The following is a 14,469-nucleotide window of genomic DNA, read 5'->3' as shown; positions in this document are numbered from 1 at the left end:
TATGGTTCAAAAAAGTGTGTCAAACCGAAAAAAAAGTAATAAATTGATATAAAAAAATGGAGGTTTGACAATGAGTCAGAAAATAGTAAACAGAACTACCGGTTTGGTAGATTACAAAGAACTGGAAGCAAATATACTGTCATCAATAAGGGAAGGCAGACCATTAACAGGAAGGGATGGAGCATTTACACCATTTATAAAAAAGCTGCTGGAGGCAAGTTTGGAAGGTGAAATAGAAAATCACTTATTAGCTGAAAGTGAAGAGAATAATCGAAGAAATGGGAGAAATGGAAAGACTTTACGGACAAGTGCACACTCACTTCTTCTTGATTTTTTGGTTTATCTTGTCTACCTATTTTGCCACTCTGCTGAACAGATACACTCAACTAATGGTCAATACATCTTCTATTAAAAATTGTACAAATTCATTGCCATTCCAGTAATTCATAGAGATTTTACCCAAAATAGCTTTAACATTACCCTGCATGATAGCAGAGCCAAGATGAGTATTTGCAGAACGAAATGCAATAGCTCTTACCATAACATTATCATCAGCAATAAAACATTTTATATGGTCAACTCCTATAACTTCAGGCTTTCTTATCTTTGCTCCTTGGATAATAAACCTTGGTTCAGGATTTCCAACTCCAAATGGTCCCAAGCGTTGCAATTGATTCCATAAAGACAAATTTATTGCTTTAGCAGTTACTATACTATCAGCTTTTAAAGTTTTCTCATTTATAGAATTTGAAAATCTTTCAGTAAAAAAATCATGCAAATCATTTATTTTGTCCTCTTTAATTGAAAATCCTGCCGCCATACTATGGCCACCACCTTCAATAATCAAATTTATAAACTTTGCGGAAAGGACTGCAGCATCGATATCAACTCCCAAAATTGATCTACAGCTTGCTTTTCCTATTCCATTATTTAAAGATATCACTACTGTTGGCAAGTGAAACTGCTCCTTTAGCCTTGATGCAATTATACCAATTATTCCCTGGTGCCAATTGCCACTTATCATTATAAAATTCGCACCTGATTGGGCAGACTTTTCCGCTTGTGCTGTAGCTTCCAAGAGAGCCTCATTTTCTAACACTTTTCTTGCATTATTCAAATCTATTAATTTTAGCGCGATTGAATGTGCCTCTTCATCATCATCGGTGGAAAGCAACCTTGCACCAAGCGATGCTTCTCCAATTCTTCCTCCAGCATTTATGCATGGCCCAATACTAAACCCTAATCGAGAAACACTTGGTTTTTCAAGGATTCCCAAAGCATCAAATAAAACACGCAAGCCAACGTTTTTTCTTGTTGACATAACTTTTAATCCTTGTGAGACAAGTGCTCTATTGAGGCCTGTGATCTGCATAACATCACAGACAGTTCCCAGGGCAACCAAATCCAACAGATCAAATAAATCTGGTTCTTTTTTGTTGGTAAAAAATCCTTGCTCACGTAGGCTTTTATTAAGAGCAACAATTAGCAGAAATGACACTCCAACTGCTGCTAGGTTATTATAAGGAGAGCTCTCATCAAGGCGGTTTGGATTCACAACTGCTACGGCGCTTGGTAATTTTTCCGTACCAAGGTGATGGTCAACAACTATAATATCAAGACCAAAAGCCTTTGCATCTTCTATTGGTTGATATGCAAGCGTACCACAATCAACGGAAATACATAAATCAATTCCATTCTTTTTAAGTTGTAATAAAGCATCTGTGTTTAATCCATAACCCTCATCAACACGATCTGGAATGTAGATTATAGAGTGTATATCGATTGCTCTCAGGTACCTGTTAATCAATGCTGACGACGTTGCACCATCAACATCATAGTCACCAAATATTGCAAGGTTTTCATCATTTTTTATTGCCCATATTATACGAGAAACAGCTTTATCCATATCAAGAAGGTGAAAGGGATCTGGTAATAGCGATCTGATTAGTGGATATAAGAAGTCGCTTGCATTTTCTATGTTAACACCACGAGTAACCAATATTCTTGCTAATATTTCTGGTAACTCAAATCTCTGTGTAAGAGTTAAGATTTGCCTTTGATCTGCTTCTTGCAACTTCCACAATGCATTTGTTATGCTGCGCTTTTCAATTTCAAGTAGCATATTCTTTCCTTGTAAATAAAACTACTTTACCAGAATTTTTAAGCTTGTTCTATAATTGTATTAGACTTCTGCATAACCTAAACTAAGTAGAAAAAAGGTATCATCTAAGTAGCTGACACTGGTCTCCATCCAAGAGGGCAGTAGCCCCTTCGGTGTCATTCCAGCGCGTGACCAGGTCTTTTTAGCTATCATAGGATGACAGAAGCAGACACTCCACTTTGTCGTTCCAGTGCCTCCTTTTTTTGTCATTCCAGTGCCTTGACTATTTGGATCCAGGAAAAAGAATGGTGTCATCCCAGTGCCCCTATGATGTCATCCAAGTAGCCTCCCTCTCCTGTCATCCCAGTGCTCCTTTTTTTGTCATCCGAGTAGCTGACACTGGGATGGCTTTGTTGCATAGCAACTGAAAAATCTGGTGGCTACTGACAAAATTCATTATAAAATAGCCATTTAACCTTGAAAGAAAAAATATGCCACAAAAAATGAGGGTCAGTAACCATAGCGAATATAACAAATTTCTAGAAAAAAGAGGAAATATTTTTCATTATACCAACGAAGCCATAGAAAAGTGGTACGAGAATGGTCCAAAAATACCAGGTGGCAACAATATTTATAGCGATAAAGTTGTAATTTTGGTGCACATAATAACTTGTTTATTTAGAATAGGCCTGAGGCAAACAGTTGGGTTTATAGCAGGATACCTTGAGCAAATTGGGAAAAATTTGCAAGTTATCAGCTATTCACAATCATCAAGAAGGTTTAAGAAACTCAATATTAAGATCAATGATTGCAGAAAATAATATGGAAGATATCGAAATTGCTATAGACAGTACAGGAATTAGTATATACAACAACACTCCTGGTCATAGCAAAGAAAATAGCGAAGATAGAAAGTATCGCAGCTATGAACAGACAAGAAAATTGCATGTAATGTTGAATACAAACAGCAAAAAAGCCATAGCTGTAAAATACAGTAACGGTGTCTACTCTGATCACTATGGAGCTTGTGATTTGCTAAAAGAAGTCGATTTTCAGTATGTCATAAAAGTACTATATGCAGATAGGGCATATGACAGAGAAAAGCTCTATAAGCTGTGTAATCAATATGGTATAAAAACGAAAATTCCTCCGAAAAACAACGCAGCAGAGCATCCAAAATTGGATTATATGCTTGATAGAAATGCCGCTATTCAGTTAATGAAATTACATGGTGAGAATGGTATAAAAAGATGGAAAGAAGAAGTAAATTACGGAAAAAGATCGTATATTGAAGGATTTTTCTCAAGGTTGAAGCGAATATTTGGGTTTAGTTTTAGGAGCAAATCTGAAATTAATCGTGAGAAGGAACTGCTACTCAAGTGTTATTTGCTTAACAAATTTACTGAAATAGGCATGGCTAAGTTTGAGATAGCTTCATGAATTTATTGTACGTTACCTACTATCCGAAGAGCGATGCAACAAAGCCCACTGGGATCCAGGAATTTTATTAAGTTGGTAAGCATAAAAGTGTTATGTAAAATACAACGTTCTTGATGGGATTGCGTGAAATGCTGGATCCCAGTGTCTGGGCACTGGGATGACAAAGGAGGACAGTGTCAGCTACTCGGATGACAAAAAAAGGAGCACTGGGATGACATCATCCTTTTTTTGGGGTTCCAGCGTCACGCGCTACCTTCCGTATAAATATTAAAAAATTTACCAAATAAAAAAAAAGGCAAAAGAAGCCCCGTGGTTGGCTAATTACTTACATTATACTTTCAAGTATGGCGTTTTTTTATTCTAAACGCTTAATAACCGCGATTTAGTTGCTTTTAAGCCGCAACTAATCTAAATTATAAACATTAAGAAATTTACTAAACAGAAAAAAAGGCAAAAGAAACCCTAGGGTAGCTAGTTATTCACTACCCATTTTTTAAGTTGGCGTTTTTTTATGTTTTAAATGCTTTATAAGCGTATTTCAGCTTGTGTAGGTAAAAACCTAGAAATTTGATAAAGACATAAGGTGCACATAGTGCAAAAAATTAAACATGAGACGCCAAATACGTTGAGTTTTTTTGTCATTTAATCTGTACAGAGAAGATAAATAAATAGCTTCAGTTTCATGATAAGGGCGCTAGCGGAGTTTGTCAAGTAAGTTTTTTCGTTTCTATGGGTCAGTTGGTACGCGCTTTGCCTTTTAACAGATGTAAAAGCACAATTATTACGAACAACATTCCACCAACAACTGATATAGCGCCACCTATAATGAAGCACGTGCGTGCTAACATTGATGAAATACTTGGCAGATCTGCAACCTTCCTTAAAGCACCATACCCACCAAGCCAAACAAGGCCAGTAATATGGAGAAAATGCCCTACACTGTAGGCATAAATCTGTAATCTTACCATGGAGTTTTTTACCTCTTTAAAGTTTAATTTGGGTAACAGCCAATAAATGAAATTCATAAAAGCTATAGTGATCCCAACTACAGAACCGTGATAATGAGCGGGAATGGTGACATTCCCTTCAATAGTCAACACTCCGAGCACATCTCCATAAGTGAACAACAAAAATGAATGTAATAAATAGTTGCTTTTATCATTAATAAAAGTTCTGATGTTGTAGCACACTAATATTATCAAAAAGCACGGCAAAACTGCTCCAGCAATCCTCATATGCCAAGTAAAAAACTGTATTAACTTGGCACTATCAACTGGATAAACAAAATATACAAACGGTGCGCCTACAGCTAAAATCGTGTTTATAAATAGTGGTAAAATAGTAATTTTATTGTTTGAAGCTAAACTAATATCATTGGAACTTAGCATTATTAAATAGACTAAAAACATTCCTTGAGTAAAAGCAAACTGCAATAAATGTCCGCCTCCCCAAAAGAGATATTCGTAAAATAAATTATTATCTGAGTGATATAGACCTGGAGGCATATTATTATATGCTAAAACAAAGCAAAGAAATGACGATACAAGTATAATAACTAGCCCAATTTGTCCAACAGAGAGAAATGAAACCTCTTTTTTTGATGTGTATGCTAGCATTGTATTTACTAATATACTGGCAATAAATAAACTGAGTCCAAGTAAAAATAATTTGTTTTGTAATACGGGAATATAGTTACTTTTGATAACTTCAGTGTTTGGAACGAATGCAGATATAAACATGAGCAGCATCGAAAGGGTTGATAGAACCCATGAAAAGTTAAACCAACTATTGGTATTTTGTAGGTTTATGATAAAGAGCAGAGATATTATAGAGCACATCCACACTAAAATTGACAAGTTCACGTGTATTACCAGCGCATTATCAAAAATATATTGTGCAGAAGGAACAAGAGAGGAGATAAAAGGCAATCGTAGAAAAATAACAATTATTGACAGTAACCCAGAGCAAGCAAGAGCACATACTGCCAAGAACATCCATTTTCTACAGAGCGGAGCGTTGTCTTGTATATTAAGCACAATCTTTTTTCTCAATTTTGTTCAATACAATATATAACACTGCAATAATACCTAAAACATAGCAATAGTATACGTGTGGCACGACTGCCAAAGGTGAAACTCCAGCAATAGTGCTAGCCAAAAGCAATTGAGCGCCATACGGTATTAATCCTTGAAATACACAAGAAAATATGCCTAGCCATGCTGCACTATAGTGAGGCGGTATTTCATATTTCTTAGCAATATCTCTAGCAATTTCACCACTAAAAATTATAGCGATGGTGTTATTTGCAAGTAAAATATCAAATATGCTGACTATTTTTGCAATAAATAATTGCGCAGTTTTTTGTCCACCACGTTGTATCATAACCCGAGATGAAAGTTTATCTGCAAACTCCTTAGAATTTTTACCTACCAGTCCTGAAAGCCCGCCAACCATCAATGACAGTAGCATAATTTCATGCATACTCATAAACCCCTTAGTGATGTTTTGGCTTAAAAACAATAAACCATAATTGTTGTTATTTATAAATCCAATGATTCCAGCAAAAGTTATGCTTAAAACCAATGCCGTAAATACATTTATTCCAAAGTTTGCAAGCAATATAAGTATGATGTAAGGAGCCACAAGCAATAAAGAATACTCCTTAACTGAAATAGCAGCACTATTGCTTGAGCTATAAAATAATATAATTATTGTGAATATAGAAGCAATTAGTGCCACTTTTGCATTCAGTTTTAATTTTTTCTTTATATCAGCCTTTTGAGACATCACAGATGCAATTGTAGTATCAGAGATAATAGATAAATTGTCGCCAAACATTGCTCCTCCTACAACGGTTGCCACTCCTAAGGAAGGAGAAATCCCAGCTTGTGTCAGTTCAACTGCAACAGGAGCAATTGTTGCAATGGTGCCCATTGATGTACCAATAGCAGTGGAGATGAAAGCTGCTACAAAAAATAATCCTATGAGTAAAAATTGTGTTGGTATAAATGAAAGAGCCAAATTAACTGTGGCATCAGCACTACCGATTGCTTTAGTTACTTCACTGAATGCACCTGCAAGTAAGAAAATGATACACATAGTGATAATATTACGATCTCTTACCCCATCTAGAAAGGCATACATTTTTTCTTCAGTATTGCCCTTGTATAAAATCCAGCCCAGAGCTATGGCAGGAGCAATGGCTACCAGTGGAGATAACTGATAAAAAGCATTTGACACGCCAAGAACACTCAACCACTATCGGCTGAGAGCCGAAAGGTTGGATATAGCGCTGGAAGCGCGATGAGAAGCTAAAGCTACTCCAATCTTATACTAGATATAGAATGAGGCTGATGTGCATCTGTATGTTTATTGATGTACTCATTAATGACTTCATCTGTGATATGTCCGCTGGTAGCACTAAAGTATCCTCTTCCCCAAAAACGCTTTCCCCAGTACATTTTATTTAGCTCTGGAAATTCTTGTTGAACTTTGCGTGAAGACCTGCCTTTGGCTCTTTGAACAAAATCACTCACAGCTATATGAGGAGGTATTACTACGAATAAATGTAAATGATCTGATGATATTACTCCGTTTTCTATCTTAATCCCCATTTCTTCAGATACTTCTGCTATGATTGTTCGTATTCTCTCCTTCATAGCCTTAGTTAATACTCTGTACCGATATTTTGTAATCCAGACTATATGGTACCTATGATAAAATACAGTGTGTTTTCCTTTGTCATATTCCGTCATAACTATACTTTATAAAGTACAGTTATGACATTGACAAACTAAAGTTTCTCCACCTAGAAGGTGGAGGCTTGTACCATCTTATGGAAAGTAAAATATATACCACTTCCTACAAAAAGAAATAGGAACAGTAAAATAGGCAAAAAATTTGCAAGATAAAACATACCTCTACTCCAGCTCTGATAAACGCAAATCAACTATGATATGATTTATATTATTATAAACCACAGTTAGCACCTTGACCAAGGTTTTTCTAGAAAGCAATCTACCAGAAAAGGTTTCCATGAAAAGGACTATTATAATATATCATCTACTTGAATAAAACTGGGAGATAGAATAAGTAAAAAATATGAATGACATAACAACAAAGCAAGTCATATCCTTATGGGACACACAAGTTGGTGGGTTTTTGCCGGATAAAAGAGAAATGGAGATTGATAATATTTTTTTAATCTAATGCTTCAATGTTTCCGACATAGGAAAAGTATCATCTTTATTTTCTATAGAGGAAGGCACACTATTTTGATTATCATCACCATTAATTGGAGTAGTAGGGTGCATTAAAGCAACTTTCGTAACTTCATCAATATTCTTAGCAAAAACTACGTTGATCCCTTCTTTGATGCTTGCCGGAATTTCTTGCATATCTTTCTCATTTTCACTTGGTATAATCACAGTTTTGATTGATCCTCTGAGCGCTGCAAGCAATTTTTCTCTCAAGCCCCCGATAGCTAAAACTCTACCACGCAATGTCACTTCGCCTGTCATAGCAACATTTTTGTTAACTGGTATATTTGTCATAAGAGAAACAATAGACGTACATACCGCGCCGCCAGCAGAAGGGCCATCTTTTGGTACTGCACCCTCAGGTACATGTAAATGTATATCATTATTTTGGAATTTTTCGGGCTTTATACCAAAAAACAAACAATTTGATCGAATATAACTATACGCAGCTTTTATAGATTCTTGCATAACCTCTCCAAGCTTTCCTGTGTATTTTATTTCTCCCTTGCCCGGAATTAGGACTGATTCTATCATCAAAATATCACCACCTGTTTCAGTATAGGCGAGCCCAGTTACTATTCCTACTAAACTCTCATTTTCCGCAATGCCAAAGGTATATTTACGTACCCCTAAATAATCTTGTAAATTGTCAACCCCTACGGATATTTTCTTATTTTTATCAGTCAATATTTCTTTAACTGCCTTTCTCATGAGCTTTGCAAGCTCCCTTTCCATACTCCGCACACCACTTTCACGTGTATATAAACGTATCAACTCGTATAACGCCTCATTAGTTATGTCCCATTCCTTCTGATACAAACCATGCTCCTTCTTTAACTTCGGAATAAGGTGGTGTGTAGCAATACTGATTTTTTCATCTTCAGTATACCCGGACAATTGTATAATTTCCATCCTATCACGCAAAGGATGTGGTAAATTTAAGCTGTTTGCCGTAGCTACAAACATTACACTTGAAAGATCAAACTCAACTTCCAAGTAATGATCCGTAAAGTGTTTATTGTGCTCAGTATCTAAAACCTCAAGTAATGCAGATGCAGGATCGCCACGCGAATCAGAACCCATCTTATCTATTTCATCAAGCAGAAAAAGCGGGTTGCATGAATTAGCTTTTTTCATGTGTTGAATGATTTTACCAGGCATTGAGCCAATATAAGTTTTCCTATGCCCTCGTATCTCAGACTCATCACGCACACCACCAAGAGCTATGCGAACAAAATCTCTTCCTACTGCTCTTGCCATAGACTTAGCTAAAGAAGTTTTACCAACACCTGGCGGTCCAACTAAGCAAAATATAGGACCTTTTATCTCTTTTACTCTTTTTAATACCGCTAAAAATTCTATTATTCTATCTTTTACTTTCTCTATGCCATAATGATTTTCATCTAAGATTTTCTTAGCTGCATTTAAGTTAATTTTTGCATCTTTGTACTTTCCCCATGGCAACTCAAGCAACCAATGCAAGTAACTAGATATAACTGTAGCTTCAGGAGAAATGGGATTCATTTTCTTGTATCTCTTCAAATCAGTTATAGCTTTCTCTCTTGCTTCCTGAGAAAGCTTTGTTTCATTTATCTTTTTTTCAAATTCATTGAGTATATTCCCTTCATCACCATTCTCAAATTCGCCTAATTCTTTCTGTATAGCTTTCAATTGTTCGTTAAGGTAGTAAACTTTCTGAGTGCTTTCAACTTGCGATTTAATTGTCTTATATAAACGGTTTTGTGCGTTCAAAATACTCATTTCTCTCTCAATAAAAGCAAAAGCTTTTTTTAAACGCTCTTCTGGGTCATAAGCCTCAAGTATGCTTTGTTTATCTGATACTTTTATATTTAAATGTGAAGCTACCGTGTCTACAAGTTGATCAACTTCTTTGATTTGATCAATGGAGTTAATGGCAACCTCGGGCTGATTTTTCTTGTTTAGCTTACACCAGCTATCGAACGCGTCTACAACAGACCGCCTTAAAGCTTCTAAATCAATATTGTCTTCATCTTCTTTATAATGATTGTCTAACTCTACCCTGGCTTGTAATAAAGTATGAGAGCTAATATATTCTACAACTCTTCCCCTTCTTATCCCCCGGATTATAACTTTTACTGCATTGTCAGGTAATTTTATTAACGGTTGTACAATGCTTGCTAACACACCTACTTCATAAAGATCTTCAGGCTCTGGATTATCAACAGAGCCATCTTTCTGTGCTACAAGAAAAATCTCATTTTGGTGATTACTACTACTTATTGCATACTCTAGTGCATTAACAGATTTTTCTCTGCCTATGAATAAAGGCACCATTATATTTGGAAAAATTACTACATCTCTTAAAGGTAATACTGGCAATGCAGTAAAACTAGAGCTTACAGCACGTTCAATGTTCATAATATATGCCTCAAATTAATCATTAACCGTTATAACATTGCCATTGTTATTATGATTAACCGTTGCTTTTCCTAATTCTACCATTTTCTTAGTGATTACTATAGTGCTACCTTCAAAGCCTCCGTTTCCAGATGTATACATAATGTCAAGCAAAAGTGACTCCAAGATAGCACGTAACATTCTTGCACCTGTTTTGTAGCTTATAGCCTTTTTAGCAATAGCTGATATTGCTTCATCTGAAAACTCAAGGTTTACTTTGCTAAACGCAAGCAATGCTTTGTACTGTTTTATTAGTGCATTCCTTGGCTCTGTCAACACATGTATTAAATCTTCATGATCCAGCTCATCTAAAACAGCAGTTATTGGAACCCGCCCTACAAATTCGGGTATTAAACCGAATTTGATTAAATCTTCAGGTTGAACATCATGTAAAGCATTCTTTTTCTTTTGCTCTTTAGACTGACTTATATCTGCTCCAAAGCCAACTGACGTTCCCTTTTTTCTCGCTTCAATAATTTTATCGAGGCCTTCAAAAGCTCCTCCACAAATAAACAGTATGTTACTAGTATCCACTTGTATAAACTCTTGTTGTGGGTGTTTTCGCCCTCCTTGTGGCGGAACATAAGCAACTGTACCCTCCATAATCTTAAGCAGAGCTTGCTGGACCCCTTCACCTGAAACGTCACGGGTTATTGAAGTGCTTTCAGATTTTCTTGTAATCTTGTCTATTTCATCTATAAACACTATACCACGCTGTGCTTTTACAACGTCATAATTTGCAGCTTGTAATAAACGCGACAACACGCTTTCTACATCATCACCCACATAACCTGCCTCAGTTAAAGTTGTCGCATCAGCCATAGCAAATGGCACATCTGAAACTTTAGCAAGTGTTTTGGCTAGCAAAGTCTTACCAGAACCAGTGGGACCAATAAGCATTATATTTGACTTCTCGATTTCAATATCACTTATAGCATGAAATTGTACCATGGATTGACAATGGTTATACATAGCTACAGATAAAACGTGTTGCGCGTGTTCTTGACCTACAACATGCTTGCTGAGAAAGTTTTTTATATCCTCAGGTTTCTTTAGTAATAGCTTCATATCAGATATACGATCTGAATTAAAAGATCTATCTTTCTTTTGACTTATTGCTTTATGAGATAATTCTATGCACTCATTACAAATAAACACCTTTAAACCATCCGAAGAGTTAGTAATCAATTTATCTACTTCATCTTGCGCCTTGTTGCAAAAAGAACAGTAGTGTAAATCATTATTGTTATCCATTAACCCACCTTTTGTTTAACTTTAATATTTTCAATTTCAATATCTGTACGCTCAGCTATCACCCTGTCAATTAAGCCAATTTTCCTTGCTTCTTCAGGATCCATGAATTTATCTCTTTCCATCATTCCTTCAATTTTCTTCAGTGAATTTCCAGTATGTTTTTCATAAATTTGATTTAGTTTTTTCTTAACCCGCAAAATTTCATTAGCATGTATTTCTATATCAGTTGCTTGACCATGATAACCACCAGATGGCTGATGTATCATAATTCTTGAATGAGGTAGAGAGTAGCGCTTACCTTTTGTACCAGCTGCAAGCAATAAAGAACCCATAGACGCAGCTTGACCTATACATAAAGTTGAAACGTCTGGGTTTATATACTGCATTGTATCGTAGATCGACAAACCAGCAGTTACAACACCACCTGGTGAGTTGATGTACATACAAATGTCTTTATCGGGATTTTCCGATTCTAAAAATAAAAGCTGTGCTACTATTACACTGGCCATATTGTCTTCAATAGGACCTGTTACAAAAATTATTCTTTCTTTCACTAGTCTTGAATATATGTCATAAGCGCGCTCACCGCGACTAGTTTGTTCAACTACAATTGGTATAAGAGTCATACCTTTTCCTATTAAATATTATCAAATAATTCCTTTAATTCTTTCACAGAAACAATCTGCTCTTCTTTACTAACTTTTTCTATTATATAATCTGTCACTTTATACTCAAGCGCTTGCCCTCTAACTAATTCTTGAAATTGTTTATTTGATTCAAAATGCTTAAGTACTCTGTCAAATTGCACATCTTTACTGACATATTGATTTACAATAACACTCAAAACATCATTTTGAGTTAATGATATTTTATGTTCTGCACTAAATTTCATAAATAACATAGCAAGCTTTACACGTTTTTCAGCTTCTTTACGAGAATCATTTTGAGCACCCAATTCTCCTTCCATTCTTTGTTGCTCCTGTTTTACTATGTCTGTGGGTAAATCAAAACTATAATTAGCATTCAAATAATCAAACAGCTCCTTTTTAATTAAGAGATTTCTCATTTCGGTGCACTGATCACCAATCATTTTTTTTGCATGATTTATTAGCAAAGAATAATCTTTAAACCCAATACTCTTAGCTATTTCATCATCATTTTCAAAATCTTTGGCAATTTGAATCTCATTAACTCGCACAGAAAAATCAGCTTCCTGTCCTGCAAGGGAAATGGCTTGGTAATTTTCAGGAAATTTCAACTTAAAGTTCTTTGTTTCTCCCTTTTTCATACCAGTTAATTGATCCTCAAAACCATTAATAAATGTGCCAGACCCTAAATTAACGGCAAAATTTTTGCTACTTCCACCTTGAAAGAGCTTATTCCTAATCCGCCCTTCAAAATCAATTATCAATTTATCCCCATCTTTCGCTTGATAAGAAGCATCATCAACAGAGGCGAAATTGGGGAACTTTGTTTTAATAGAATCAATAAATTCTTTTATATCTTCCTCTTCAATCTTTGCTTCAATTTTCTTTAAGTTTATTTTGTCAAGATCTATCACTGGTACTTCAGGCATCGACTCAAAAGATAGCTTGTATACAAAATTGCCCTCCTCATTTTCTTTGCCCAGATCTGGTAATGATATAACATCAACCTTAGGATAAATGTGAGACTTGACTTCAATTTTTTTCATCAAATCACTTGAGCAATAATCAATTGTATTATTTATCACATATTCCAAAGCCTCGTTTTTATAATTTGCAACAACAAGGTCATAGGGCATCTTTCCAGCCCTAAACCCAGGTGATTTTGCATTTTCTGCTATCTCTTGCAACCTGGAATTTACCTTTTGTTTTACATAATCACTACCAACTGTGATTTCATACTCATACTTTAGTTTATCTATACTAAGCTCTTTGTAGGTATATACGCTACTTACTTCGACTGTATTTTGAGGTATATTATTAGACATCATAATTCATTTATTAACATTTTAATTCATATCTTAATAGAGTCATTTTACCAGAATTTAAGTTAAACACAATCCTTAAGAACAGGTTTTTACACAAACAAAAGTGTATTTAGTGATTATAAATTTTCCCTTAAAACCTAAGTTACATGACTTTAAAGTGCGGATAGAGGGACTTGAACCCCCACGAGCAAGCTCACCAGGACCTAAACCTGGCACGTCTACCAATTCCGCCATATCCGCAAGAAATTTTCAGTACCCTATTATAGGTATTCCATTAAAAATATTCAAGGTTTAAAGTCTTACCTAATTTATGGTATTTACACAATCAAAAAAGCTTATTAACATTTCTTAATGAAAGCTCTAAACCATGAAAATCAATAATGAGATTAATAACAAGCTTCTTACTCGCAATTTTTTTGATTACACAAAGTGGTTGCACAACCCTTATAATAGGTGGTGTGGTGGCTACAGCGACAGCAACAGCAATAACAATGCAGGACAAATCCTTGGGAAATATCATTGATGATACGACTATGGTCATCAGAATTAATAAGGGGCTCTTAAAACATGGGCTATTTTCATCCATAAAGGTTAAAGTAAGTGAAGGAAGAGTATTGCTCATTGGAAGTGTTGACACTCCTGAAAAACAACTTACAGCAGAAAAAATAGCTTGGCAGCAAAAAGAAATTAAAGAAGTGATAAATGAAATAAGAGTAATACCAATTCAAATGGCTTCCATGCTAGACACCACTGTAGATGGCATGATAACAGCGGAAATAAGAACAAGACTCCTGGGAAAAAGAAATATTAAGTCAATTAATTATAGCGTTAATACGGTTGATAGAGTTGTTTATTTGATGGGTATAGCCCAAAACAAAGCGGAATTAAAAGCTGTAATAGCAATTGCAAGAAAAGTAAAGGGAGTAAAACAAGTTGTAAGTTATGTACGATACAGGTACAGTAAGTTACGCCATTAGGCAAAAATCGCTTTCAAATTATAACAT

General features: G+C 35.4%; 11 protein-coding genes, 1 tRNA gene and 2 pseudogenes. 3 read left to right on the top strand and 11 right to left on the bottom strand.

The window, feature by feature from the left end; all coding sequences use genetic code 11:
• Nucleotides 1–70: 70 nt before the first annotated feature.
• Nucleotides 71–328 (top strand): annotated as a pseudogene (locus tag LA754_RS01215) (IS256 family transposase); the annotation flags it as partial.
• A gap of 54 nt (nucleotides 329–382) precedes the next feature.
• Here LA754_RS01215 and recJ read toward each other — a convergent pair.
• Together recJ and LA754_RS01205 are read right to left on the bottom strand one after the other, a co-directional pair.
• On the bottom strand, nucleotides 383–2,122 hold the full coding sequence (recJ, locus tag LA754_RS01210) for a single-stranded-DNA-specific exonuclease RecJ (protein WP_457923655.1): 1,740 nt from the start codon (nucleotides 2,120–2,122) through the stop codon (nucleotides 383–385).
• A gap of 60 nt (nucleotides 2,123–2,182) precedes the next feature.
• Nucleotides 2,183–2,416, bottom strand: a complete 234-nt coding sequence (locus LA754_RS01205; protein WP_010962507.1) for a hypothetical protein — start codon at nucleotides 2,414–2,416, stop codon at nucleotides 2,183–2,185.
• A 176-nt stretch (nucleotides 2,417–2,592) separates the two neighbouring features.
• On the opposite strand from LA754_RS01205, the pseudogene LA754_RS01200 reads away from it, so the two are divergent.
• A pseudogene (locus tag LA754_RS01200) lies at nucleotides 2,593–3,541 on the top strand (IS5 family transposase).
• Between the two features lie 2 nt (nucleotides 3,542–3,543).
• Here LA754_RS01200 and LA754_RS01195 read toward each other — a convergent pair.
• From LA754_RS01195 to LA754_RS01155, 9 genes are all read right to left on the bottom strand, one after another.
• Entirely contained in the window at nucleotides 3,544–3,705 is a 162-nt protein-coding gene (locus LA754_RS01195; protein ID WP_353285570.1) for a hypothetical protein, read from the bottom strand.
• 570 nt (nucleotides 3,706–4,275) lie between these two features.
• Complete coding sequence (locus LA754_RS01190; RefSeq protein ID WP_006279990.1) at nucleotides 4,276–5,535, bottom strand: cbb3-type cytochrome c oxidase subunit I; 1,260 nt, start codon at nucleotides 5,533–5,535, stop codon at nucleotides 4,276–4,278.
• 34 nt (nucleotides 5,536–5,569) lie between these two features.
• Nucleotides 5,570–6,685 (bottom strand): Na+/H+ antiporter NhaC family protein, encoded by a 1,116-nt coding sequence (locus tag LA754_RS01185; RefSeq protein WP_457923654.1) that lies wholly within the window; start codon nucleotides 6,683–6,685, stop codon nucleotides 5,570–5,572.
• Between the two features lie 173 nt (nucleotides 6,686–6,858).
• On the bottom strand, nucleotides 6,859–7,296 hold the full coding sequence (gene tnpA / locus LA754_RS01180) for an IS200/IS605 family transposase (RefSeq protein ID WP_006279552.1): 438 nt from the start codon (nucleotides 7,294–7,296) through the stop codon (nucleotides 6,859–6,861).
• A 450-nt stretch (nucleotides 7,297–7,746) separates the two neighbouring features.
• Nucleotides 7,747–10,200: an endopeptidase La gene (gene lon / locus LA754_RS01175; protein ID WP_006279987.1), complete on the bottom strand. Its 2,454-nt coding sequence runs from the start codon at nucleotides 10,198–10,200 to the stop codon at nucleotides 7,747–7,749.
• Between the two features lie 15 nt (nucleotides 10,201–10,215).
• Nucleotides 10,216–11,493 carry an ATP-dependent Clp protease ATP-binding subunit ClpX gene (clpX, locus tag LA754_RS01170; RefSeq protein WP_006279985.1) on the bottom strand — a complete coding sequence of 426 codons (1,278 nt, stop codon included), beginning with the start codon at nucleotides 11,491–11,493 and terminating at the stop codon, nucleotides 10,216–10,218.
• Nucleotides 11,493–12,119 (bottom strand): ATP-dependent Clp endopeptidase proteolytic subunit ClpP, encoded by a 627-nt coding sequence (gene clpP, locus LA754_RS01165; protein ID WP_006280254.1) that lies wholly within the window; start codon nucleotides 12,117–12,119, stop codon nucleotides 11,493–11,495. The genes clpX and clpP overlap by 1 nt, the downstream gene beginning before the upstream one ends.
• A gap of 11 nt (nucleotides 12,120–12,130) precedes the next feature.
• Nucleotides 12,131–13,465: a trigger factor gene (gene tig, locus LA754_RS01160; RefSeq protein WP_077190069.1), complete on the bottom strand. Its 1,335-nt coding sequence runs from the start codon at nucleotides 13,463–13,465 to the stop codon at nucleotides 12,131–12,133.
• Nucleotides 13,466–13,623: 158 nt separating this feature from the next.
• Nucleotides 13,624–13,705, bottom strand: a tRNA-Leu gene (locus tag LA754_RS01155).
• Nucleotides 13,706–13,845: 140 nt separating this feature from the next.
• Between LA754_RS01155 and LA754_RS01150 the strand changes: the two genes are divergently transcribed.
• Complete coding sequence (locus LA754_RS01150) at nucleotides 13,846–14,442, top strand: BON domain-containing protein (RefSeq protein WP_006279461.1); 597 nt, start codon at nucleotides 13,846–13,848, stop codon at nucleotides 14,440–14,442.
• Nucleotides 14,443–14,469: the final 27 nt, after the last annotated feature.

This window comes from Wolbachia endosymbiont of Muscidifurax uniraptor (assembly GCF_054149795.1).
This window is presented reverse-complemented; position numbering and strand designations above follow the sequence as displayed.

What these genes read in the sequence shown, in the direction of transcription:
- lon (WP_006279987.1), bottom strand. Translation starts at nt 10,200, where the DNA reads ATGAACATTGAACGTGCTGTAAGCTCTAGTTTTACTGCATTGCCAGTA.
- clpP (WP_006280254.1), bottom strand. Translation starts at nt 12,119, where the DNA reads ATGACTCTTATACCAATTGTAGTTGAACAAACTAGTCGCGGTGAGCGC.
- LA754_RS01185 (WP_457923654.1), bottom strand. Translation starts at nt 6,685, where the DNA reads ATGTATGCCTTTCTAGATGGGGTAAGAGATCGTAATATTATCACTATG.
- LA754_RS01150 (WP_006279461.1), top strand. Translation starts at nt 13,846, where the DNA reads ATGAGATTAATAACAAGCTTCTTACTCGCAATTTTTTTGATTACACAA.
- recJ (WP_457923655.1), bottom strand. Translation starts at nt 2,122, where the DNA reads ATGCTACTTGAAATTGAAAAGCGCAGCATAACAAATGCATTGTGGAAG.
- tig (WP_077190069.1), bottom strand. Translation starts at nt 13,465, where the DNA reads ATGTCTAATAATATACCTCAAAATACAGTCGAAGTAAGTAGCGTATAT.
- clpX (WP_006279985.1), bottom strand. Translation starts at nt 11,493, where the DNA reads ATGGATAACAATAATGATTTACACTACTGTTCTTTTTGCAACAAGGCG.
- LA754_RS01190 (WP_006279990.1), bottom strand. Translation starts at nt 5,535, where the DNA reads ATGTTCTTGGCAGTATGTGCTCTTGCTTGCTCTGGGTTACTGTCAATA.
- tnpA (WP_006279552.1), bottom strand. Translation starts at nt 7,296, where the DNA reads ATGACGGAATATGACAAAGGAAAACACACTGTATTTTATCATAGGTAC.
- LA754_RS01205 (WP_010962507.1), bottom strand. Translation starts at nt 2,416, where the DNA reads ATGACACCATTCTTTTTCCTGGATCCAAATAGTCAAGGCACTGGAATG.